The 22,416-nt window shown below is 60.5% G+C and carries 24 protein-coding genes and 1 pseudogene; 17 read left to right on the top strand and 8 right to left on the bottom strand.

Features of this window, described 5'->3' with window-relative positions; genetic code table 11:
* Nucleotides 1-44 precede the first annotated feature (44 nt).
* Both WMK75_RS12150 and WMK75_RS12145 read right to left on the bottom strand, forming a co-directional pair.
* Nucleotides 45-878 (bottom strand): metallophosphoesterase, encoded by an 834-nt coding sequence (locus tag WMK75_RS12150; protein ID WP_347267927.1) that lies wholly within the window; start codon nt 876-878, stop codon nt 45-47.
* Nucleotides 879-1,153: 275 nt separating this feature from the next.
* A complete protein-coding gene (locus tag WMK75_RS12145; protein ID WP_347267926.1) occupies nt 1,154-2,002 on the bottom strand; it encodes a WYL domain-containing protein in 849 nt (282 codons plus the stop codon).
* A 99-nt stretch (nt 2,003-2,101) separates the two neighbouring features.
* On the opposite strand from WMK75_RS12145, the pseudogene WMK75_RS12140 reads away from it, so the two are divergent.
* Nucleotides 2,102-2,422: pseudogene (locus WMK75_RS12140) on the top strand (IS21 family transposase); the annotation flags it as partial.
* 336 nt (nt 2,423-2,758) lie between these two features.
* Here WMK75_RS12140 and WMK75_RS12135 read toward each other — a convergent pair.
* The 4 genes from WMK75_RS12135 to WMK75_RS12120 all read right to left on the bottom strand — a co-directional run bounded on the left by WMK75_RS12135 (nt 2,759) and on the right by WMK75_RS12120 (nt 7,892).
* Nucleotides 2,759-3,745 carry a WYL domain-containing protein gene (locus tag WMK75_RS12135; protein WP_347267925.1) on the bottom strand — a complete coding sequence of 329 codons (987 nt, stop codon included), beginning with the start codon at nt 3,743-3,745 and terminating at the stop codon, nt 2,759-2,761.
* A gap of 49 nt (nt 3,746-3,794) precedes the next feature.
* Nucleotides 3,795-5,798: an AAA family ATPase gene (locus WMK75_RS12130; protein WP_347267924.1), complete on the bottom strand. Its 2,004-nt coding sequence runs from the start codon at nt 5,796-5,798 to the stop codon at nt 3,795-3,797.
* A 361-nt stretch (nt 5,799-6,159) separates the two neighbouring features.
* Nucleotides 6,160-7,002 (bottom strand): hypothetical protein, encoded by an 843-nt coding sequence (locus WMK75_RS12125; protein WP_347267923.1) that lies wholly within the window; start codon nt 7,000-7,002, stop codon nt 6,160-6,162.
* A 236-nt stretch (nt 7,003-7,238) separates the two neighbouring features.
* Entirely contained in the window at nt 7,239-7,892 is a 654-nt protein-coding gene (locus WMK75_RS12120; protein ID WP_347267922.1) for a hypothetical protein, read from the bottom strand.
* Between the two features lie 473 nt (nt 7,893-8,365).
* Here WMK75_RS12120 and WMK75_RS12115 point away from each other — a divergent pair, with 473 nt between their 5' ends.
* Nucleotides 8,366-8,608, top strand: coding sequence for a type II toxin-antitoxin system ParD family antitoxin (locus WMK75_RS12115; RefSeq protein ID WP_008336111.1), 243 nt, complete (start codon nt 8,366-8,368; stop codon nt 8,606-8,608).
* 5 nt (nt 8,609-8,613) lie between these two features.
* Nucleotides 8,614-8,934, top strand: a complete 321-nt coding sequence (locus tag WMK75_RS12110; protein ID WP_347267921.1) for a type II toxin-antitoxin system RelE/ParE family toxin — start codon at nt 8,614-8,616, stop codon at nt 8,932-8,934.
* A 14-nt stretch (nt 8,935-8,948) separates the two neighbouring features.
* Here WMK75_RS12110 and WMK75_RS12105 read toward each other — a convergent pair whose 3' ends face one another.
* Nucleotides 8,949-9,176: a hypothetical protein gene (locus WMK75_RS12105; protein WP_347267932.1), complete on the bottom strand. Its 228-nt coding sequence runs from the start codon at nt 9,174-9,176 to the stop codon at nt 8,949-8,951.
* Between the two features lie 245 nt (nt 9,177-9,421).
* Here WMK75_RS12105 and WMK75_RS12100 point away from each other — a divergent pair, with 245 nt between their 5' ends.
* The 14 genes from WMK75_RS12100 to WMK75_RS12035 are packed head-to-tail and all read left to right on the top strand — an operon-like array spanning nt 9,422 to nt 20,693.
* Nucleotides 9,422-9,748 (top strand): hypothetical protein, encoded by a 327-nt coding sequence (locus tag WMK75_RS12100; RefSeq protein ID WP_010138156.1) that lies wholly within the window; start codon nt 9,422-9,424, stop codon nt 9,746-9,748.
* Nucleotides 9,705-10,388, top strand: a complete 684-nt coding sequence (locus WMK75_RS12095) for a lytic transglycosylase domain-containing protein (RefSeq protein ID WP_347267931.1) — start codon at nt 9,705-9,707, stop codon at nt 10,386-10,388. Before WMK75_RS12100 ends, WMK75_RS12095 begins: the two co-directional genes overlap by 44 nt.
* Nucleotides 10,385-10,675 (top strand): TrbC/VirB2 family protein, encoded by a 291-nt coding sequence (locus WMK75_RS12090; RefSeq protein ID WP_054540759.1) that lies wholly within the window; start codon nt 10,385-10,387, stop codon nt 10,673-10,675. Before WMK75_RS12095 ends, WMK75_RS12090 begins: the two co-directional genes overlap by 4 nt.
* A 9-nt stretch (nt 10,676-10,684) precedes the next feature.
* Nucleotides 10,685-10,963, top strand: coding sequence for a VirB3 family type IV secretion system protein (locus WMK75_RS12085; RefSeq protein WP_009574151.1), 279 nt, complete (start codon nt 10,685-10,687; stop codon nt 10,961-10,963).
* Nucleotides 10,953-13,337, top strand: a complete 2,385-nt coding sequence (locus WMK75_RS12080) for a type IV secretion system protein B4 (protein WP_347267920.1) — start codon at nt 10,953-10,955, stop codon at nt 13,335-13,337. The genes WMK75_RS12085 and WMK75_RS12080 overlap by 11 nt, the downstream gene beginning before the upstream one ends.
* On the top strand, nt 13,334-13,549 hold the full coding sequence (locus WMK75_RS12075) for a hypothetical protein (RefSeq protein ID WP_028095514.1): 216 nt from the start codon (nt 13,334-13,336) through the stop codon (nt 13,547-13,549). The genes WMK75_RS12080 and WMK75_RS12075 overlap by 4 nt, the downstream gene beginning before the upstream one ends.
* 4 nt (nt 13,550-13,553) lie before the next feature.
* Nucleotides 13,554-14,720, top strand: a complete 1,167-nt coding sequence (locus tag WMK75_RS12070; protein WP_347267919.1) for a lytic transglycosylase domain-containing protein — start codon at nt 13,554-13,556, stop codon at nt 14,718-14,720.
* Complete coding sequence (locus WMK75_RS12065) at nt 14,717-15,514, top strand: type IV secretion system protein (RefSeq protein ID WP_218631265.1); 798 nt, start codon at nt 14,717-14,719, stop codon at nt 15,512-15,514. Before WMK75_RS12070 ends, WMK75_RS12065 begins: the two co-directional genes overlap by 4 nt.
* A 14-nt stretch (nt 15,515-15,528) precedes the next feature.
* Nucleotides 15,529-16,176 carry a type IV secretion system protein gene (locus tag WMK75_RS12060; RefSeq protein WP_347267918.1) on the top strand — a complete coding sequence of 216 codons (648 nt, stop codon included), beginning with the start codon at nt 15,529-15,531 and terminating at the stop codon, nt 16,174-16,176.
* Nucleotides 16,173-16,874, top strand: coding sequence for a TrbG/VirB9 family P-type conjugative transfer protein (locus WMK75_RS12055; RefSeq protein ID WP_164736715.1), 702 nt, complete (start codon nt 16,173-16,175; stop codon nt 16,872-16,874). The genes WMK75_RS12060 and WMK75_RS12055 overlap by 4 nt, the downstream gene beginning before the upstream one ends.
* The gene (locus WMK75_RS12050; protein ID WP_347267917.1) at nt 16,871-18,196 is read left to right on the top strand and encodes a TrbI/VirB10 family protein; all 1,326 of its coding nucleotides are present in this window, start codon (nt 16,871-16,873) and stop codon (nt 18,194-18,196) included. The genes WMK75_RS12055 and WMK75_RS12050 overlap by 4 nt, the downstream gene beginning before the upstream one ends.
* Nucleotide 18,197: 1 nt before the next feature.
* Complete coding sequence (locus tag WMK75_RS12045; RefSeq protein WP_347267916.1) at nt 18,198-19,232, top strand: ATPase, T2SS/T4P/T4SS family; 1,035 nt, start codon at nt 18,198-18,200, stop codon at nt 19,230-19,232.
* Between the two features lie 16 nt (nt 19,233-19,248).
* Nucleotides 19,249-19,668: a hypothetical protein gene (locus tag WMK75_RS12040; protein WP_072703958.1), complete on the top strand. Its 420-nt coding sequence runs from the start codon at nt 19,249-19,251 to the stop codon at nt 19,666-19,668.
* Nucleotides 19,668-20,693 carry a type IV secretion system protein gene (locus tag WMK75_RS12035; RefSeq protein WP_347267915.1) on the top strand — a complete coding sequence of 342 codons (1,026 nt, stop codon included), beginning with the start codon at nt 19,668-19,670 and terminating at the stop codon, nt 20,691-20,693. The genes WMK75_RS12040 and WMK75_RS12035 overlap by 1 nt, the downstream gene beginning before the upstream one ends.
* 39 nt (nt 20,694-20,732) lie before the next feature.
* On the opposite strand, the gene WMK75_RS12030 is transcribed toward WMK75_RS12035, so the two are convergent.
* On the bottom strand, nt 20,733-22,416 hold a 1,684-nt coding region (locus tag WMK75_RS12030), incomplete at its 5' end, for a hypothetical protein (protein WP_347267914.1).

Raw genomic sequence — 22,416 nt, 5'->3', positions numbered from 1 at the left:
GAAAACAAGCTAATCTGCCGTTTTGACGTGATAATTATTGCCCCTCAGCTGGCACGCGAAATCGCCAAGCGGAACTGGTCCGCGCGAAACTCTGCCCATCCGACCTGAGGCAGGCCATAGGCGGCACCAGCGTCGAGACAGAGGCGGCCATGTGTGCGCCTTCGGTTCGCCAAGGCCAGAAAACGCGAGGGATCGCCCAGCCTTCTGACTGCGGGCGTATGCCCATGCACGACCACCCACTGCCCTTCTGGCCCCCAGCCGCCCTTCCAGTCCAGGAACGGTCGCCTGATCCACGCCCAATGCGTGCCGGAGGCCCCTGACCTGGGAAGATTGAGGAAGGTCTCGGATGCCTGATCCGGTGCGAGTCCCGCATGGACCGAAAGAAGGTTTCCGAGCCTGTGATGGCTGGGAGCCTCTCGGATGGCCGCCAGAAAGGCGGAGGGCACAATGCGTTGGGCGATTTCTGCAAAGTCGCGCAGGAGCCGAACTGACGCCGGGGGTTTGGCTTCAGCAATGACGGTCGCCCCGCCGTTATCCAGCCAGTCGCCCATGTAGCGCATGGGATCGTCAAGCGCATCGAGTAACATCAGCTCGTGATTGCCGGGCAGAAGGACGACCTCGTCGACACGAGCGGCCTCCTGCGCGTTCAAAGTAAGCTGGATCGCCTGCAGATTTTGCGGCCCCCGATCGATGATGTCGCCCAAGAAGACGAGTTGGCGTCGCGCAGCCGCCCGGGGAATGGCTGCGATGGTGGTCAGGGCCTCCTCCAAGGCGCGGGCTTGCCCGTGAACATCGCCCACAACGAAGAGCTGGTTTTCGCCAATATGGTTGGGGCAGTCATGCCATGCGCCCATGTGCGACGAAGTAGAATACGGCATCGTCAGAACCGGACTTTGGGGGAGTGTGCGTCAATTACCGGTGCTTGGTCCGCTCGGTTCCTGACCTGCTCGCAGGAGCCAATGCTCGCTGCGTCTTTAGTGCCAGAACTCCCGATCCATAAGCGGTTAAGTGCCAGCCCACTGATCTTTCCGTCGTGCATAAGGTCGAAGAGAAACACGGGTAACTCCAATCAAAGGGATTTAGCCAAGAATGGAGCATATGTACGCCAAATTCGGTCGTATGAGTTTCAACTGGCCGGATGACTTGTTCCAGCTCACTTCGCCACGCGCACTTCGACCTTGTCCTTCCAGCGGGCCAGATACCATTCCATCTCTTTCTGGCCACCAGCGCGAAAGCGGACGATCAAAGAGCCGTCTTCCAGCCGTTCCGTCTTCTGTTTCGGATGAAAGACATATCCCGATGCTTCATCAGCCACTTCGGGCGAGAAACGCCACTCCACGTCCTGCGGAGGCTCACGCCAGACCCCAAAGCTTTCGGCGAGCCATTCCTGCAAATCAAAACCTTCGGGGCGTTGATAGGCTTCCTGCTCTTGCGAAATCCGTTCGAACCCGGCCAAGGCAAACAAACGGAGTGCATCCTGATATTCACTCCAGGCCAAGAGATACTGGCGGCCCTCGCCGAAGAGCATAGCAATGGGGCCAAGCCGCGCATTGCGTGACAACTTGCCTGTTTCCCGTGAACGATGATCCACAGAAATCATCACTCCAGCGAGAATGGCTTCCCGCAAGGCGGTGAGAATTTCGGGTGCAATCCGCTCGCGCGGACCCGGCCGGAAAGCCAAGCCATCCGCCATGAGTTGAGCTTCGAGATCTGCCGCGATCGTTCGCCGTCTGTCTGCGCGGAACATCGCTTGGACTTTGACCAGCAGACGCTCGAGCGTCTCTGCCGTTGCTTCATCCCCTTCGCGCCTTGCAAGGGCAACGGCACGGTGACCTCCCGTCAACTCGTCCAGGGTCGGCTCGACCATCCGCCCCAAGGATCCGGGGGGAAAGCGCCAGTATTTCCTGCCGCTTTCTTCCACCAGCTCCTCGATCTGTGGATAGATATTGCGCACCGCGTCGCGCATCCGTTCGGCAGTCCGGCGCGAAATGTGAACCGGCATGCAAAATTGACCCCGTAGCGGGGTGATCGGCGTCCAAAAATGACCCCCTTACACTGATGTGGATGATGCCCCCGAGGTCATCGGGGAGCACAGTGTGGGATGTTGGTCGTGGAGACGATAGCGAAGATCCGGCGGGCGTATTTTCAGGACAAGAAGTCGATCAAGCAGATCTGCCGGGAGCTGCGGGTTTCGCGGAATACGGTGCGCAAGGTGATCCGGTCCGGTGCGACGGAGCTCACCTATGAGCGGACCATTCAGCCGTTGCCGAAGATCGGACCCTGGAAAGACTTGCTCGACGAGATGCTGGCGGTGAATGCGCGGAAGCCCAAGCGCGAGCGACTGACCCGCATCCGCATCTTCGAGGAACTCCGAGCCCGGGGATATGATGGCGGTTATGATGCGGTCCGGCGATACGCGGCCTTAGGTGTTGGTACATCCAGATCGGGGATCGGAAAGTGGTGCCAGTCCATACCTCGTGCCTTGGCCGCATCGCCAAGACCCGTGACGGAAAGCAGCTCAAACTCCGAGTCCTCGATCAGGGTCACGACTGCTTGCGCCCCCCCAAGCCTTTATCACATCCAGATCAACGTCCAGATCGCGGTCCCACCCCGCGCCAAAGACACTGTCGCCCTTTTTGCCAGGGCAAAGGGTGAGGCCAAGATGACCATTGCCAACATGCAAGCTGTCGATGCGAAGTGGGTGAGATGTGCTGTTACGAAGCAAGCGGTGTTCTTTCCTTGTTGATTCGACTTGAGACTACTGCCTGAACACGTCACTTTCGGTCGTATCGTACGAAGACTTACCCGACACCTCCAAGAATTGCGCCTCAACCTGATTTCCCCATCTCACCAGATACCAGTCCATCTCCTGCCGTCCTCCGGCGCGGAAACGGACGATCAGTGACCCGTCCTCCATACGCTCGGTCTGCTGTTTGGGATGAAACAGATACCCCGCAGCTTCATCGGCAACGTCAGGCAGAAACCGCCAGACGACATCAAGCGGTTCCTCCCGCCATACACCAAAGCTCTCTGATAGCCATTCCTGCAGATCGAACCCTTTGGGGCGCTCATAGACCTCGGGTACCAACGAAACCCGTTCAAACCCAGCAAGCGCAAACAGTCGAAGATCGTTCTGATATTCGCTCCAAGCCAAAAGGTATTGGCGCCCTTGACCAAATAACATGGCAATTGGGCCGAGCCGGGTATTGCGCGAAAGTTTTGCCGAAGCACGGGCGCGATGATCAGCAGAGATCATGACCCCTGCAAGGATTGCTTCGCGAATTGTAGATAAAGTCTCGGGCGAAATTTTTTCTCGAGGGCCGGGCCGGAATGCAACGCCGTCAGCCAATAGTTGTGCTTCAAGGTCAGCAGCAATCGACCGGCGGCGATCCTCGCGGAACATTGCCTGCACCTTCACCAAAAGGCGCTCCAATGTTTCCGCTGTTGGCTCATCGCCCTCACGCCGCGCGATAGCGGCGGCGCGGTGGCCGGCGGTCAGTTCATCAAGCGTGGGTTCAGACATGCGGCCCAATGATCCCGGCGGAAAGCGCCAATATTTTCGACCACTTTCGCCGGAGATTTCCTCAATTTGAGGGTAGGCGTTGCGTACGGCATCACGCATCCGTTCTGCCGTGCGACGGGATACGCTGAATTCTCGCTCTATGTCGGAAAGCGAAATCCCCTCCGCTGACCCCTGCATTATCAGAGCGAGTCGTTGCAGATCTTCTTGGCGAGCGTAGCGCATGACTCCTCCTGGAAATACAGTACAATCATTCTGACGGCGCACTTTGGCGTCAACGGCCAAAGCCAATCGGTCGCGTTGTTCCTGTCTTTGCCTCATCCTCAAGGATCAGAGCGCGCAGAATTTCCTCTGGGTCCGCAACATCCAGAGCCTGCATTCTGCGGGCTACGTTCGCGAAATCTCCCGGAGCAAGTCGATCAAGCGTAGACAATTCTTTGGGTGGCGAACATGAAAAATGCGCAGCCCAAGCCAGCGGAAGTTGATCGGCTGAGAGAAAATCGAAGCGGATGCGGAAGGTAAACCGGCGCTGTGTTGCAGGGTCGAGCTTTTCGACGAAGTTGGTAGTGCAGACGAAGGGCAACGGGTGGCTTTCCATCCAGGTCAGCATCTCATTGACCTGGCTCACCTCCCAGCTGCGTTCAGCGCCACGACGGTCAGCCAGCAGACTGTCCGCCTCGTCGAAGATGAGCATGGCACCGTCGGCGCGTGCGTCAGAAAAGGCCCGCGCAATGTTCTGCTCGCTTTCGCCAACCCATTTCGACATGAGGTCCGAGGCGCGCTTTTCTATTACCGGCATGCCGATGACCCGGGCCAGATGCCGTGCCCATGCGCTTTTGCCGGTCCCCGCCGGTCCTTCAAGACAGAAACTGACCCGGCGAGGTGCGCTCGGAGACGCGAGGCGCGCTTCTATCTGGGCCAGATTGGCGTCGGCGCGAGCCAGACCAGGTTGCCAAGGCACTTCTGAATAATGCCGCGGCGCGCTATCGGCTCCGCCCTTTGCCAGACGGGCGGCGGCATCAAGTACCTGCGAGACAACAGCTTGCCCACCATTGCAAAGCCTTGCCACCACCATCGCGTCCGAAACAAGCGCCGGGGCCTGATCATGCCGTTCCGCCATATCCGGAAGGGCGCTGTCCGGTATGCCAGCGCCATGTCGCTCTTCGAGGCGCTGCCAAATACGCGCCCGCACACGGCCCGATGGCGAGCGCATCATCACCGAGTAGCTGATCCGCCGCAGAAAAGCAGGATCACAGGCGTGAACCGAATTCGTGGTCCAGATCACCGGGATCGGATTGGTTTCGAGAATTCGGTTGAAATGGACTTTCGACAGCATGTCATGGCTAAAGCGGAAGCTGTGCCCACCAATCAGGTCTTCCATCTCGTCGAACAGCAGTACTGTGTCCGATCTTTGCCCCAGCATACGAGATGCCATGGCGAGTTCAGCCAAACGCTCTCGGCGCGATGGCTCGCCTCCGTCATCGTCCGTTTCGCCGACCGCACGCAGTTCGGCGCCGATCTCACGCGCGAGCACCTTGGCGAACTCGGTCTTGCCGGTGCCGGGAGGGCCGTAGAGCAGTATGTGCACGCCTGGCTGGCGCTTGGCCAGCGCGTTGGAAAGCAGGTCACGCATTAGGTCCGCGTCTTGGCCTAGACCTTCGAAGTCTTGCCATTGGGCCTGCGGCGCAGCTGCACGCGGGAACATCAGAGCGATCAGGTCGGAAATGCAATCGACTTCGGCAAGTAGCGCCAGGGTCAGGCGATCGGACAGATCGAATGGCATCCGGCGGTGACGTCCGCCGCTGTTGCGCTGCACCAATCCCGAGTTTGTCAGTCGGCCGGATGCGCGCATGGCTGCGCGGATTTCAGGCTCGGGCGCAGCGCAGAACCACGACAAAAGCAGTGGCACCGTGACCTCTCTGGTTTCCAGCGCGCCATCGACGACATGCTCGAACCCGTCGAACAACTTGTAGAACGCGACGAAGGTCAACATGGATGTTTCGGCCGGGGATAGCCCGAAATGCTCGCCAAGGAGGGTTGAGTTGCGCTGAACGATCTCGCCCTCTCCGCCCCCGGCGGTCGGCACAAGGTCGTGCGCGAGGGTCCTGATCTTGTTCCACCATTGCGAGCTTGGTCGGGTACGAGGCCGTTCGGGACATTCGACTTCGGTCAGGTACTCCAGCCAGCCGGGCAGTTCCTTTGCTATACGGCTGGCTGGACCGAAACGGTTGGCCAATCGAGCGATCATTTCAAGGGCGAGATATTGTTCGTGCATCATTGCTCAGCTCCGTCGTTTCGACAGAAGTGACATGGTCACACGTCAAATTTGGACAGATGGCTTCGATCGTGCAAAGCAGGGCCCACCGATTTCGGTCATCAGGCTCTTTGAGCGAGTCGCTGCGAGGCGTCCGTCCGAATTTGAGGAATATCCGCGAGAGGAGTCGTTATCTGCGACATGCGGCCAACCATGAGAAGCAATGCGAAGCTTCAGAGCGAGCATGCTGGCACCAGCGTTCTGTATTGCCATGGTTGGGCGCCGTCTCCGAGTTGAAGCGGCTTGCGGGAGTGCTCTCCGAGTACCCGTCTAATCTCTTTAGATCTCTGTCTGTTTTGAAGTCGCAGCCTCAATCTCATTCAAGTCACCGCTGAATCTCGCCTGCCAGCACCGCTCGTCCGTGCACCGCCAACGTTGCTGAAAACCTCTGACACCCAAACTTGCGGATTACATCCAGTACTCGCGCTTCGTAGGCAGCGTGACCGATCAAACGACACAGGTCGGACGCGTGGAACTGGCGGTTCGCAGTCGGCGCGGCTTGCATCTGTCTCAGCAATTCGCGTTCTCGTGAGCCCGTTACTCGTCTCACTGGTGGCTTTGCCTCGGGACGAGGCGGTGTTCCCGACGAATTCCGCCATCGGCGCATGAAGCCAAGCAAAAAGCCGGCAGGCACCCGGCCGTTGCCCCGGGAGCGATTGAAGGCGAGGAAGCGGTCCCAGATCACCTGGGTGTCGACGTTCCAGCAGGGCAACGTTGTCTTCGCTGCTTTGATGAGCTCTGCCCATCTGGTCTGGAAAACGTTCGAACTCTCGGTGATATCGATCAGCCCTGAGAAGATAGTTTTGTTATTATTATCTCTAGATAGTGATGTGTCGCCTTCACCTGACACGAGATCATGGGTTTCACTCTTCTCGTCGAAGGCAGAAAACCGAAAGATCCAGGGCGCGAACTTGCCATTCGGCTTCGCCCGCTCGAGCTGCAACTCCGACGTCTCAAGTTCGCTTAAAAGAACCGAAAGATATTGTCGTGAGACACCCATCTTCTCCGCCAGGGCGGAGAGGGTGAAGGCTGCCGTTCCTCGCGACAAACCGTTGTAGCCATCCTTCCAGGCGATGGCATCGAGGATGAGGGTAGCAAGCTTGTGCGCAGCAACAGAGAGATTTGTCTGCGTGATCCGTCGCAGGATCAGGCCGGTCGTAGGTTCCATGGTCGAGGTCTCCTTGGAGATCCGACGCCATGTCGTGAGACAACAACATTCTTGCCAGCAAAACAACTTTGCCGGTTGCAGGTGTTTGAGCGGTGCGCTAGGAAACTCTTGTTCACGGAGTTTTCTTGCACGGCGTCAGGCTTCACAGTCTGGCGTCGTCTCCTTTTCGGGGGTTTTGCACAGCCTCCCGTGCGGGGTTGTGAGGACGCGCGCGGCGGAACCGCGCGCAGATTTTGTCAGTAGCGAACTTCTTCAGAACCATAGGTCCCGGCGTGATCGCGCCAGTCGACGAAGACGGATCGGTAGAAGTAGCTGCCGCATCCATTCGGGATGCTCAGGCCGGATGCGGCCGGCACCTGGCCCACGGTGGATCTTGTCCATCGGTAGTCGCCCTGCACGCCGTAGGACCCCAATCGCGTCGAGTCGCTGCGATTGCAGTCGCCATCTCGGTTTTCGTGCTGGCGGTACTGGATGTGATACACGCGAATGCTCCGAACGAAGTCAAAGGCGTCGCCCGAGATGTCGATGTCGGCTTGTTCATCCGCCTGGACGCGAACAGGGGGTATCGGAGTCGATTCCTGCGGTTCGGGCGGATCGCGGAACGTGATGTCATAAAGGCGTTCCATGGGTGACATCAGGCTGGGATCGTTGAACGACACACCCATCGGACACCGCCAGATTTGTAAGGGTGGCTCGATCGGCCATGGTGTGATCCGCCGAATGAAGACCGCTCTGGCATGTGCGCAGGGCGCGGAGGCAGGCCAGCCGCCCGCAAGGCAGAGGAGGATCGCACAGTCCACCTGATAGGCCTGAGCCGGACCTGACGAGGCCATTAGTCCGGATATGCTTAGTGCCGTGGCTGTGGCCACGCCGTGGATCACGTGCTTCATGATGCCGACTCCATCTATAATGGTGCAGCGATACGAAACAACATTAATGATGGCAAGGTGATTTGATTGATGATGACCTGCGACTGTTCGCTTGTGTCGCGTGACGGCTTCCAAGATCTGTTGACGGTTTGGGCTCTTGAGGCGTCCTGGAAGCGGCCAAAATTGCGGCCTCCTTTCACGTCCATTGCCAAACAAACAACTGTTACAAAAAGAAAATATGGCGTTCCAATACGGCCACGAAAGCGGTCACGGAAGAACAGACCGCATGAGCCCGTCAAACGGCGTGTCGCAGCGCCCATGGTCCCGGGAAGGGCAGTGTCGGAAAACTGTAGGGCTTGGCTCCCCGGCTGGAATCCGGGAACGGAAGGGCGGGTGGAGCAACGATCCTGTGTTGTGGCCTATGTTGGGATCGAACATGCGCTTGAAGATTTATGGCAGTATCTGATACGATTGAGCATGGATAGGAGAGTCTGATGCCAAACGTCCACCTGACTGAACCGATGCAGAAATATGTGCAGGCGCAGATCGAGTCCGGCGCTTACGCCAATCTGAGCGAAGTCGTGCGCGCCGGCGTGAGGATGCTGATGGAAAAGGATGGCGCCCGGCAGTTCTACGCCCTCAAGGCCGATCTCGAGATGGCAGCTACCCTGGCCGAAAATGGGGATTTCGCCGAGTTCGATGCCCAAGCCTTCGAACCGGATGCGTTTGATCGCTGACCCGCATGACTATTCGGCTTTCCGGTCAGGCCAGGTCCGACCTTGAAGAGATACGCACCTACACCGTCGAGACCTGGGGCCGGGACCAATGGCTCGTCTATTACCGCCAGTTGGTCACCGCCTTCGAGCGGATCACCGGGGATCCCGACGCGGGCCGGGACAGGAGTCTCTTTGTTCCGGGGATGCGGTCCGTCAATAGCCAGCGTCACGTGATCTTTTACAAGCGGCTTGATGCGGCGGATGGCGCGGCAGTCATCCTGCGCATCGTGCATCAGCGCCGCAACATGCCTGCGCTCGTCTACTACGAGGATCTCGACGGCGGTTAAGCCCATGCGCTTGCTCAGTCCAATAGCTCGACCAGTCTTCCATAGTCTTCACTGACCTCGCGCGCCTCCTGAAACGCGCGTTGGCGTTCGGCATCAAGACAGCGGAAGTACACCTGGATGTCGGCGATGTAGCCCTCGAAATCAGAACGCAGCAGATCGGCATAGGCACGAATGTCTTCTCGCGACTGAGGCAAGAACGGTCGTTCGGGAGGTACGCAATCCGCGGCCGCGGCTACCGGCATGCTTCCAAGCAGGAGCGCGAACAGCAACGGTGCGTTGCGCGCAATAAACAACCGCAGGGCAAAACTCCTTTGCCGCCTTTAAGATTATCATTCTGTCGGCTATCACCGTTATCGGAGCAAGGCGAACTTCGTCAACACGTTATTATTGTCTTGCTATCATTAATGTTGTTTTGTATCGCTCACGGTGTTGCGACCCCGTGGGCCTGATACTGCACCCAGGCAGAACAAGGACCCAAGGGAAGGCCATGATAGAAGAAGCCCCGAATGTGGTTACAGAAGACGGACTGCGCGGCTTGCTCGCCGAGGGCTACCTCATTGAGGTGGTCTGCAAGGAGAGAGCGGAGAAGCGCCATAACAGCTGGTACGGCTCGTGGGTCATCCGCGCCGTCGCCACTGATGGGCGTGACGATAAGATGCTCGTCACCAGCCGAAGCGTCCTCAAGCTCCGCGACTTCAAAACCATCGTTGGCCTTGTCAGTTTCCTGGCCGACATGGGCTGTACGACCGCTAGCATCCCACTTGAAGAAGGTGGCCGCGAGCGCCACGCCGCGCCTCCGGTCAAAGGCAGCTGACTGCGCGACTGCGCTCGTCGTTGCTTTGGGTACAGGCGTTTGTTCCGCGCCCCCGGCCCTGGCCGACGGTTTCATCTTCCAGGTCCGCCCAGACGGCCAATTGATTTCCACTTCTCAAGAGGCAAGCGAGCGCCTTTTTCTCTTCGCAGAACCTCGCGTTCCTGACGCAACGAGCGAGACAGCGATCCCGGCTCCATCCGCCGCCCGCGCCACACCAGAAATCCTCCATGCGATCGAGACCACGGCTCTGCGGTATGCCGGGCATGGTGCGCTGCGTCGCGCAGGGCTTTCAGTCACTGATTGGGCGCTCCTTTACCGGGCCAATATCGAAGTCGAGAGCGCATACAATCCGGCTGCACGTAGCCCTGTCGGTGCCATAGGCCTTGGCCAGCTTATGCCAGATACCGCCCGCGATCTCGGCGTGGACCCACATGACATTGCGCAGAACCTCGACGGATCAGCCCGCTACTTGCTGATGATGCTCGAGCAGTTCGGCGAGGGCTCTCTGGCCCTTGCGGCGTACAACGCTGGCCCTGAGGCGGTCACACGCCACGGCGGCATCCCCCCTTTTCAAGAAACCCAAGGGCATGTGGCCCGTGTGACTGCCGTGTTTGAGCGGCTCAGAGGAGATCTTTCATGACATCGAGACCTTCGATCGTCGCGCTCGGCGCGATGGCCCTTATCGTGCTGGCGGGTCCAGCGCTTGCACAGAGCATCGACCTCTCGCCGGTACAGACCCTGCTTCAAGGAATTGTCGATGCGATCACCGGCCCCTTAGGAATCGTGATCGGAACGCTTGCGCTGATCGGGGTGTTCCTTTCCTGGCTCTTTGGCATCCTCGACTTCCGTCAGGCGCTCTGGGTCGTGGTTGCAATCGCGGGCATCGCCGCAGCACCCACCATCGTCGCCGCCATCTGGACCACCTGAGCTCCGTCCATGGCTGACCAGTCCCGCGTGTTCATCGGCCTTCTCAGGCCACCCAAGCTGATGGGCTTGCCGATCATGTACGCCATGGTCTGGCTCTTCGGCTCGACGCTTCTGTTCCTCTGGGTGCAGAGCTGGGTGGTCGCTGTGTTCGCGGGGCTGGCCTGGCCGGCGCTCTGGAAGGCCGCAGACTGGGATCCGAACTTCCTCGATGTCCTGGTGATCACCCTGCAGGAAACCCCGCCCACGACGAATCGCAAGCTGCACGGAGGCGACAGCTATGCCCCGTGATGGAATTGCCTATGAGGTTGAGAACGCCATCGATCCGCTGACCGCGCTACCCGCATGGGTCAAGGGCGAGAAGCGGCTCTCGTCGATGCTGCCATACGTCAGCCTTGTCACCGACCGGGCGATCCGGACACGCGGCAACGAACTGATGCAATGCATCAGGCTCGAGGGGGTGAACAGCACCACGAGCGAGGACGGGCATCTCGACCGGATCGGAGGGTTGCTGGCTGGCATCGTGGCGCAGGTCGGGACCGAGTTCTCATTCTACCTGCACAAGGTCTCGAAAGCGGTCGACGTGACACTGCCGCCCGTTCCGGGCGAGGGGTTTGCGGCTGCCGTCGACAAACGATGGCACGCGCATCTAGGCCGCGCGGGTTTGCGCGACAAGACGCTAACCCTGACGGTGCTGAAGCGACCTGAGACCCGCAGCCGCTTGCCGTTAGGACTTGGGGCGTCTCGCTCGCGACATGCGGCCGACACCACCCGCCGCTTGCGCAAGCTCGACGAGGTTGTGGGGTTTCTACTGTCCTCCTTCGATGAGCTGAAGCCCCGCCTGCTGGCTGCAAGCACCGGAGAGCTTCTGGGCTTCCTCGGTTCACTCAACACGGGCGAGGAGCACCCGCTCTTCCCCCGGTCGCGCCTCGGTGTGATCGCCGAGGACGTAGCCAATACGCGCGTCACCTTCCGCGGCACGACCATCGCACTCTCGGACGGTGCCGTCGGCGACAAGCTCGGGGCGATCTTTGCGGTGAAGAACTACCCGGCCAAGACCGATAGCTTGATGCTCGACGAGTTGAATCTGCCCGTCGACATGGTGGTCACGCACTCTTTTGTGCCGATCAACGCCAACATCATGGCGGGCCGGATCAAGCGGCAGCTGCGGCTAATGCAGGCCGCCAATGACGGAGCCGTCAGTCTCGCCCAGGAACTGGAACTCGCGCAGGACGATCTGGAATCCAAACGCCTGATCTTCGGCGAGCACCACATGACCGTGGCCGTCTATGCCCGCACCCAGACGGCGCTTGACGACATCGCGGCCGAAATCCGCAACATCTCCGCCACTTCCGGGATCAACCTGATCTCGGAAGCCTTCGGGGCGCGGGCGCATTTCATGGCGCAGCATCCCGGGAACACAGGGGCGCGCAGCCGCAAGGCCGCAATCACGAACCACAACTTCGCCGATCTCGCTACCTTCCACCGCACCCCGCTCGGAAAGACAGGGCGGGAAGTCCCCTGGGGCGTGCCGATCACGCTCTTTCCGACGCCCGAGCGCAGTGGTTTTCGCTTCAACTTCCACGAACAGGGCGCGCCGGATCGCGAGCCCACGGGAGGCCACACGCTGATCCTCGGCCGTCCCGGCTCCGGCAAATCCGTCCTGGCGGCTTTCCTGATGACCATGGCACGGCGAGCAGGTGCGCGGGTCTTCGTATTCGACTATCGCGCGGGCATGGAGATGGCCGTCCGCGCGCTCGGCGGCAGCTATTCGACCGTGCGGGCGGGGCGCCCCACGGGCCTAAATCCGCTCCAGACCGAGATCGACATGCGGGGCCAAGCATGGCTTGCTGATTGGCTCGCGAGCCTCTTGGAGCGGCGCGATCGACCGCTAACCCCGGTTCAGACCAACCGACTGCAGGAAGTCGTGCGCCAGAACGCTAGCGCAGGACATGCGGGCCTACGGAACTGGTCGGATTTCGCCTCGCTGCTGGTCTCGACCGATGACGAGGGCGATCTCTTCGAGCGTATGCTGGAATGGACGGCCGAGGGTCGCTACGGCTGGATCTTCGGGGCCAATGCCGAGGACAGTTTCAGCATCGATGGAGACGTCGCGGGCTTTGACCTCACCGGCATCCTCGATTCCGAGAGCGAGCGGGAACGCATGGCGGTCCTGTCCTACCTCTTCCGCCGGGTCGAGCGGGTGATCGAGGACCGCAAGCCCACCATCATCGTCATCGACGAAGCATGGAAAGCCCTCGACAACGCCTACTTTGCGGAGCGACTCAGCAACTGGCTGGTGACCGCCCGCAAGCAGAACGCCGTCGTCGTGATGATGACGCAATATGCCAGCCAGCTCGAGCGCACGCGCACCGGCAAGACCATCGTGGAAGCGGTGCCGACGCAGGTGCTCTTGCCCAACATTCGTGCTTCCGCCGCTGACTACGCGATGCTCGGCCTGACCGAGAAAGAGCTCGACGTGCTTCTGGGCGTCGGCTCGGCCTCGCGGCTCGCGCTTGTACGCGACGACCGTGGTTCCGTCGTGATTGATGCCGATCTCAGCGCGCTCGGCCCGCTCGTGACCATCCTTGGCGGAATGGAGAAGGGCGAAGCGCTTGTCGGCGCCGATTATCGTGAACGTCCTGATTTCTGGAGAGTGACATGACCCGTACCATCATTCGCAGCGTCGTGCTGCTCGGGCTCGGCCTGACCCTGACAGCCTGTGCGCAGCATAACCCCCCGCAAGCCAACTGCTTCAATTTTCGCGAGGCTCCTGCGCAGGCAGGAACCGCCACCGCCACGATCTCGACCATGGGGGCGGAGGTTACGCGCCGCGACACGGCCTGCGATTTCGTCCTCTTGGGGGCAGGCGGCTGAGCCAATGCGGACCTGGCTTCCTCTCTCGATGATCGGCTTTGCACTGGCAGGTCCCACGGCGGGGCCAGCGGTCGCCCAAGGCGTGCCGACCTTCGATCTGCGCCTCTTCGCAGAGCGGCAGGCCATCCTTGAGCAGACCGATAGGGACCTGGCACTGCAGCAGGACCGGCTAAGCCGCGAGGAGGAACTGGCCGAAATCGAGCGCCAGCAACTCGCCTCCCTCGAAGGGCTGATGGATGCCATGTCGTTTGGCGCTGGAGACGTGGCCGGAACCGTGGCGGGGCTCGAGGCGGGGCAGGGGGCGGTAGACGACGTCGAAAGCGCGGCCGCCAGTCTTTATGCACCCGAGGACACCAATCCAGCGGCAGCGCGGATGTTCGGCGATGCCAGGGAGGGGATCGAGGAGCTGATCATCCGCGCAGCACGCGACACCCATAGTCTGTCCGGGGTCGGCCGCGCAGGTCTTTCGCTCGTGCAATGGCGCTGTCTCTTGCAGGCGCTGATCTGGCAGGAAAGCCGTTTCCAGATCGGGGCACGCTCACCCGTGGGTGCCTTCGGACTTACCCAGATCATGCCCGATACCGCGGGCGATCTCGGGATCTACCCGGCCTATTACAACGATCCCTATCTGCAGGTCACCGGCGGTGCGCGATACCTCGCACAAATGCTGAACATGTTCGATGGCAACATTATCCATGCGCTCGCCGCCTATAACGCCGGGCCGGGCAATGTGCAGGATTATGGCGGTGTGCCACCATTCGCGGAAACCCAGCATTATGTCGTGGTGATCCCGCAGCAGTACAACAGCTACCTCGCGGCCGTAGGCGGCATCGATGCGCTCGGCACCATCGACCCTGTGCTCCTCGCCAACGCGAGTTTCAGCCTCTCGGCCCATGGCGCCGGGGTCTATGGCGATTATTCGCTGGTTTCGGTCCGTGCCGCCGCCCTGCGGGTTCAGGACATCATCACCCGCATCGGTGAGACCGAGGATCTCCACGAGGCCATCGCGCTCAACACCTATGCCCGGGCCGAACTGGCCCGGCTGGTCGCAATCCGGACCCGGATCAAGGCCGCCCGAACCGAGCCACTCAGTGCCGAGCAGATCGCCTTGGCGGCGGCCCAGGCTGCCGAGCGGCAATACATGGATTTCAGTCAGGAGGATTTGCGTTGAACCTGCGCCTGCCCCGTTCCCTTTTCGCCGGTAGCATTGCTCTCGCGCTCACCCTCAATGTCACCGGACCTGTCGCGGCACAGGGTGTGCCCACGGTGGACACTCAGAACATTGCTCAGGAAATCCGCCAGCTTCAACAGATGCTGCAGGATTTCGGGATCCAGACCGATCTTCTGGACAATGCGTTGGAGCAACTGGACATGCTGCAAAGCCAGCTCGATCAGCTGAACGAGATGTATGCCTCGCTCACCGGGCCGCGCAGCATCCTCGGGCTCGCCATGGGCGGGGACCTCGACACCTTGCTTGAGGCCAACTTCGAAGACATCCCCGGCCTGATCCGAGGCATCCAGGCGGGCGATTGGAGCGCTCTCATCGGGCCCAATGCCGGGCCCATGCGCACGCAGATGGAACAGGCGCTGGCAAGCGCCGGGTTCGACGAGGATTCACTCCGCGAGATCGCCACCAGCGGCAATCCGGGCGCCGAAGGCGTGGCCACGCGGGCAACCACAGGTGCTGTGATGTCGGCGGCGGCGCAGAACAGCCACGCAGAGGCGGAACAGTCTCTCGAGCGGGTGGAACGTCTGGTCGAGATGATCCCGGACATGGAAGATCTCAAAGCCTCGATGGATCATAACACACGCGTCACGGCGGAACTTGCCATCGCCATGACCCGGATGTGGGAGCTGGAAGCGATCCAAACCCTAGGCGCAGGCAATGGAGGCGTGGTTGACGCCGCCACCGTTGCCGAAGAACGCCGCTACATGGACTTCACCTTGCCGGACCTTGAGCCATGAGTAGGGCAGGGGTGATGACTACGCGCGAACTCGTGGAAGAGGAACTTGTCTACGGTGCCCTGCGCCGGGAACAGCTTTGGCGGATGATCGGCATTTCTGGAGCAGGCTTTGGTGTATTCGGCTGTTTGACAGCTGCGGCTGTCGCGCTGATGGTCGAGACGCCGCCTCCCATGGTTGTCCCCTACGATCCCGCGACCGGGATGGCGCTCCCCAATGCCACGGTTGAAACCGTGTCGCTCGCCGAACGCCCTGCCGTGATCGAAGCGCAAATCTACCGCTACATTCTCGACCGCGAAACCTACAACCAGCTCGACAACGATCTTCGTGTCCGCCATGTCCTGGCACAGTCTTCCGGGTCGGCCGAGGCCAGCATGCGCGCGATGTGGACATCGGGTCAGGAGAACTATCCGCCGACGCGATACGGGGCTGCGGCCGAGATGGCCGTTGAGATCGCATCGATCACCCTTATTGGCGAGAACCGCGCCCAGGTGCGGCTCAGAAAGCGCCTGACAAGCCCGCAAGGGGTACAGGATGGATCGTTCACTGCCACGTTGATGTTCGAATTCCGGCCCGAGCGGACCCGCGCGATCGACGATGTCTGGCAAAACCCTTTCGGTTTCACCGTCACCCAATATGCCATCCGATCGGACCGTTCCGAATGACTCGCACTCCAATCTCTGCGCTGCTGGCCGCCAGTATTCTCGCGTTCGCGGGAACAACTGCCTTGGCCGAAACCACGCCCCGCCCAGGTTCTCATGACAATCGCGTGCGCGTGGCGACCTGGACTGAAGGCCAGGTTTACCGTGTCGTCACGACGCTGACCCGCGTCACCACAGTCGAATTCGGTGAGGGTGAAACCATCCGCTCGATCATCGCCGGCGATACGGTCGGGTTTCAATTCGACGGTGTCCCGGGTGGCCGTGCCTTCGCCATCAAGCCGACAGCATCTGGCGTCGCCACCAACATCACCGTCTACACCAACCGCCGCTCCTACTACTTCCATGTCGTCGAAGCCCGGGAGACGCCGCATTATGTCGTGCAGTTCCGCTATCCTGAAAACCGCGTGCAACCCACCAGGGCGGTTGCGGCCGATGCGCCGAATGCGAACTATGCGGTCAGCGCCCGAGAAGAGTTCACGCCGACGGCCATCTGGGATGATGGTACCTTCACGTATTTCCGGTTCGCACGGAACGCGCCGGTGCCCGCCATCTTCCGATATTCGAACGGCAGGGAACGCGCGGTGAACAGCCAAGCCTTGAGTGACGGCGTCATCCGCGTGTCCGGCGTCAACCGACAATGGGTCCTTCGCCTTGGCGAAGAGGTGGTTTGCGTCCAGGACGCAGGACAGGCCACATCATGACCGAAGGTACGGAAGACCTCGCCGCGCGCCTCGCGGCTCTCGAAGGTTCGACAGGCAAAGCGAAGGCCAACAAGCGGCCTGCGCCGCTTGCCGCGATCCTTGGAGTCGTCGGCATCGCGGCAGCAGGTGGTCTGGCGTGGGCTGCCCTGCAGCCGTCGGCAGAAGCGCCAATGGCGACCGCCGCGCCGGAAGAGTTCCAGAGCAGCGGCCCCGGATTCGGAGATCTGGCGCCGATTTCTGCCCCGGAGCCCAGCCAAGCCCCGCCTACGGACACAGGTCCGAGCGAGTCGGAACTCGCGCTGATGGAAAGTCTTGCGACATTGAGAGCGGAACTCGAGGAACTACGCGCAAGACCGGCCGAGGCCGCGGACAGCGGGGCGGAGCAGGCGATTGCGGACCTGACGGCGCAAATTGCCACCTTACAGGAAGCATCCGCCGAGGCGCAGCGTGCCCTCGAGCGGCAGCTGACAGAGCGGGATCGCGAATTGGATCAGCTCCGAATGGACTTGGAACTTGCAAGGCTTGCGCCACCAGAGCCGACCTCATTGGGACCAAGTGAAGAAGAATTGCGGCTGGCCGAACTCGAAAGGCGGCGCGCAGCCGAAGCCGAGGCCCGCGCAGAGCGTATCGCGTCTCCTATGATCGCCTTCTCGGGGATGGGCGCAGGTGCGGATAGGGAGAATTCGCTGGAAGCCGCACGTCTGAATGCAGATGAAGCCTTTGTTCGTTCGGGCGCGCAACCTGCACAGGTGACACGTGCCGAAGTGATCGCGAACCCATCGAACACGGTTGTTCAGGGCACCATGATTCAGGCTGTGACAGAGACGGCCCTCGACAGCACACTGCCCGGCGCGATCCGCGCCATCGTCTCGGAAGACGTCCATTCTTTCGATGGAACGCGTATCCTGATCCCGCGCGGCGCGCGGCTGATCGGGCGCTACCGCTCCGATGTCGCACTCGCCCAATCGCGCGTCATGGTGGCATGGGACCGGATCATCTTGCCCGATAATCAGACCGTGCAGATCAGCGCCTTCGGTGGAGACGAACTTGGCCGTACTGGCACCACCGGGTTTGTCGAGACCCGTTTCGCGCAACGCTTCGGCTCCGCCGCGCTGATCTCCTTGATCGGCGCCTTGCCTGCGGCTGCAGCGGGTCAAATCGACAGCGAGGCGGCGGCCGATGTTGCGAGCGATGTCGGCACGGATCTGCGCGATAGCACGCAAAGCGTGATGCAGGACTATCTGGCGATCCGGCCAGTGATACATGTCGATCAGGGTACACGGATCACGGTCATGGTCGATCGTGATCTCGAGATTTTCTGACATGGCTGCAAGTTATCTGGAAGCGTCGCTTGACCGTTTCGGCCCCGAGGTCCTGCGCGACGACACGATCGAGATCTGCATCAATCCCGACGGACAAGTCTGGGGCGAATTCCAGGGCGATCACTTCATGCGAGGTCTCGGCAGCCCGCTGAGCCAGACCGAGATCAAGGACCTCGGCAACCAGATCGCCTCGGCCGCCTCGACGACGCTCAGCACGAAGAAGCCCATTGTCTCGGTCTCGATCCTATATCGAGATCGCCCGATCCGCGCGCAGGTGATCCAGCCGCCGGCAGTCGAGGGCGGGTTTTCAATATCACTGCGGTTCTTCTCCTCCCTGCCGCTGGAGGCAATCCGGCTCGGCTTCCTCTTTGGAAGGGAGCGCAGCCTCGAAGGTCTGCGGCGCGAGCGAAACGCCGCGCTGCGCAATGTGGTTGCCTCCGGCGACATCGACGCCGCGCTGCGCTTCTGCGTCGAGAACAAGCTCAACATGATCGTTTCGGGTGGTACATCGACCGGCAAGACGGTCGCGGCGCGCAAGATCCTTTCGCTGATCGCGCCCGAAGAGCGGATCATCACTATCGAGGAGGCGGCCGAGCTGCGCCCCGAGCAGCCCAATGCCGTGACGTTGATCGCGGACCGGGACACGGATGCCCGCAGTGCCGATGTGCTCTTGGCCTCAACGCTTCGCATGCGACCTGACCGGATCGTCCTAGGCGAAGTCCGCGGGCGCGAGGCGATGACGTTTCTCGAGGCAATCAATACCGGCCACGGTGGATCGCTGACTACGCTCCATGCCGAGACCCCACAACTTGCTGTTCGTCGCCTCGCCATCGCTGCCCTGAAAACGGATGTGCCGATGACCTATGCCGACATGATCGATTATATTGAGGGCTCGATCGACGTGATCATTCAGGCAGGCCGCCATGAAGGCGCGCGCGGAATCACCGAGTTCTTCCTGCCGGGTCAAACCACAGATTTGAACCTCGACACGGTCGACGGCAGAGGCAACAAGAGCCCCTCCGTTGCCGCTGAGTAAAAAAGGACCCCCCCAGATGCGAAAACCAATCCTCGCAGTCACGCTTGCCGCCCTTGCGGGCCCACTTGTGGCGCAGACTTCGCCTCCGATCTCAAACGATCTCACGGTCGATATGTCGCCGCAACAATACCGGATCTGCAACGAACGTCCGGCGCGCCCGACCTGGATGGACGAAATCGACCCGCGGGACGCCTACAAGGCTCGAACCATGATGCGGCTCTACGAATTGCGTTCTTGGCAGGCGATCACGTCATCGGGCGATTGTGGCTGTGACATCCGCTTCCCACCTTGGGATGCTGCCTCGGCGGAATATGAAGAACGTTTTGCGACAAGTACTCAGGCGGAACATACTCAAGCTCGGTTAGCCCTCAGGGACCAACAAAACCAGATCGCCCGTGAAGTGCAGGATATCTGCGAAGCGCAAGGGTCCTGGTAGTGGGTGTCGTCAGCTGGATGGTCGGAACCGCAGATGCGTTCCTTGTCGATGCCGCCGAATCCCAGTTCGGGGCTGTGGCAGGCAATGTCGGCGCGATCGTCCTGCTGATGGCCACTCTTTCGCTGATCGGCGTCTGCATCAATATGGCCTTCCAATTCCGCAGCATGGATGGGGCCAGCTTCTTTTGGTACCTGATAAAGCTGATGTTGATAGGGCTCTTCGCCTTCAACTGGGCCAACTTCAACGCGGTCGCGAATGCCATCATCGGCGGGCTCGACTATGTCGCTGGAGCCCTGATTTCCTCGGTCGGCGGCGGAGGGGCGGGGGCCACATACTTCGCGGCCGAGTTCGATGATCTCATTTCAGAGTTCAGCCAATACTTGAACGCCATCGGCAGCAACCTGAACTGGATGACAGGTGCAATCTTGGGCGGCATAGGGCTCGTTCTGTTGAGCCTTCTTGGCTTCATGACCGGCATCGTGCTCATATTCGCCAAGATGATGCTGACCCTCATGCTCGGCCTCGCTCCGATCATGATCGCACTGTCGCTCTTTGACGCGACCAAGGATTTTTTTCACAGATGGGTCTCGACGACGATCAGCTACGCCTTCTACCCCATCGTCATAGCCGCCATGTTCTCGACCGTCGTCGGCATGGCGAATTCGCTGCTGGCCCAGATCGGTGATCCGAACTCCGCGACCAACATCGGCTCGCTGGTGCCGTTCTTCGTCATGGTTTTCTTGGCCAAGGGCTTCGTCGCGGCAACGCCCCTGATCGTTCGCGGCATCTCGGGAAACCTAATGGTGGCGGCGGCACCGGCGATCGTCAGCGGGTCCGCAGGGGTACTGCGAGGGCTGGCTAACACATCTGGTGTCCAGGGCAGGGCGCGGATAGGGGCGCTCACGACGGGTGAGGCGATTGGACGTGGAACTGTACACGCTCCTGCTGCGGTAAAGAGCGCCGCGGCGACGGCGAGCGCGCAGGTGGTCAGGATGGCCGAGAGGGCAAAGCGATTGGGAAGATAAGCATAGAGAGAATTGCTCTAGTTCTGTGCTTTGCGGCGGCTATTCCCAGTCATCGTTTTCACCTCCAAAGTCGAAGTGATTTCGCGCGACAACTTTCGCCTTGATCGCCTTCATTCCCCATTTCCCACGCTTCTTATCGAAACTTGCAACAGCCACGCCTTCCACAAGATCGCCCGCCTGTACCCCTTCAGCAGTGATCATGTGAGGAGGAATGAAGATATCTCCAAGTGTGAACCCCAGCCCGCTCGGCGTCACGTTCGTTGCCTCGCGGAATGGGCGACAGACATCAGCAGAAGGTGATTGTTCGGTGGGTTCAATTTCGAGAATACGCGTGCGAAGGCCGTTCTTCGAATGGTGCTGGGAAAGACGAACTGCCACGGTGGTTCCAATCTCCACCTGCCACGGGCAAAGTGAGATTGGGCAAGTTCCATCCACGCCGCGTGCTACGATGACGTGAAGCAGAGACTTTCCATGGTTGATGTGGTCGATGACACCAACCCGAAAGGGCATGATGTCCATGGGTGTGCCGTCTTCCCGGCGGCTGATCCGGTGAATTATTGTGCGCTTTGGCTCGGCCTTTGATGTCTCTAATTGCAACTTGATCGGCGTTCCTTCGGCCAAACTGCGGATGTCCGGATGGCTGTCGGGCAGGCTCAGCTCGATTGCGAACGGATTCTCCTTCACATAGATTCTGCGGCGCCTTCGAGGCTTCTGACCATCTCGCCCCTCGATGGTGAAAACGTCCCCGAGGCACGCATCGGTCCACGGGAGGTGCGAGAAAAGCAAAGCTTCCGCCGCATCGCTCAGGCTGCCATAGAAGGCGCGATCAGTCGTGTTCGGCGTCACCGCAGAAAGTCTTTCAACAAGACTCTGTGCTTCGCGGGGTATCGCGTATCCGGCGCGGGCGCGGTGTGCAATCATTCGCTCTGCCTCGAACCGGGCTTCGGCAGGGTGGCTTTCTTCCAACAGAGCGGCGAACTTGAGGCGGACCTTCCCTACGAAGTTATCGTCCTGTGAACAGCTCAGGGCCTTGGCATAGCACGAGCGCCGCAGATCGATATCGTTTGGCACCAGGTCACCAATCAGTTCCCAAGCCCAATACTCAGAAGCCTTCTCGCGCGCAAATTCGACGGCCAGCTTGAGCGCTTCATCAATACGCCCCATACCCCGCAGTAGTTTCGTGAGATTGAACTTGAGCCAGATGTTATCCGGGAAGCGCTTCATCGCGGCCTGCACATGCGGCAAAATGAATTGGCAGTCATCCACGCGATCGCTCTGGGCTGCCTCGGCCGACGCAGCCTGGATCACCTGCTCGACGAGGGAAGGGTAGGTCTTGCCGTCCTTTCCCGTCTGCCGGTCGAAGTCCTCGTCGTTGAACTGATCCGGGTTCCAGAGGCGAAGAAAAGGAAGAAGCTTGAGCTGTTCGCCCTTTGTCAGGCGCAACGCTTGCCGCAGCATGAGGCTGTGCAGGAGGTCGGGGCCGCCAATCGCTAGCTTCAGATAGGTGTTCAGGTTCCTCTTCACGCGCTGAACAACTGGCGGAGACAGTTTCTCGTCCTGCGTCTGTTCGAGTTCGTCTTTGATTAGGCGGTAGAGTTCCCACCCCCACGCCTTCCGATCCTCTGGTGCCAGCTTTCCGTTCGCATCAAGGTCGGCGTAGATCCTTGCGGCCTCCTCGTGCTTTCTCTGCTTGCTCAGAATGCGAGCTGACTGCATGGCACGG

It is taken from the genome of Paracoccus sp. (in: a-proteobacteria) (assembly GCF_039808215.1).
Lineage (GTDB): Bacteria > Pseudomonadota > Alphaproteobacteria > Rhodobacterales > Rhodobacteraceae > Paracoccus.
Note: the sequence above shows the minus strand (reverse complement) of the source record. Positions and strands in the feature narration are given on the sequence as shown.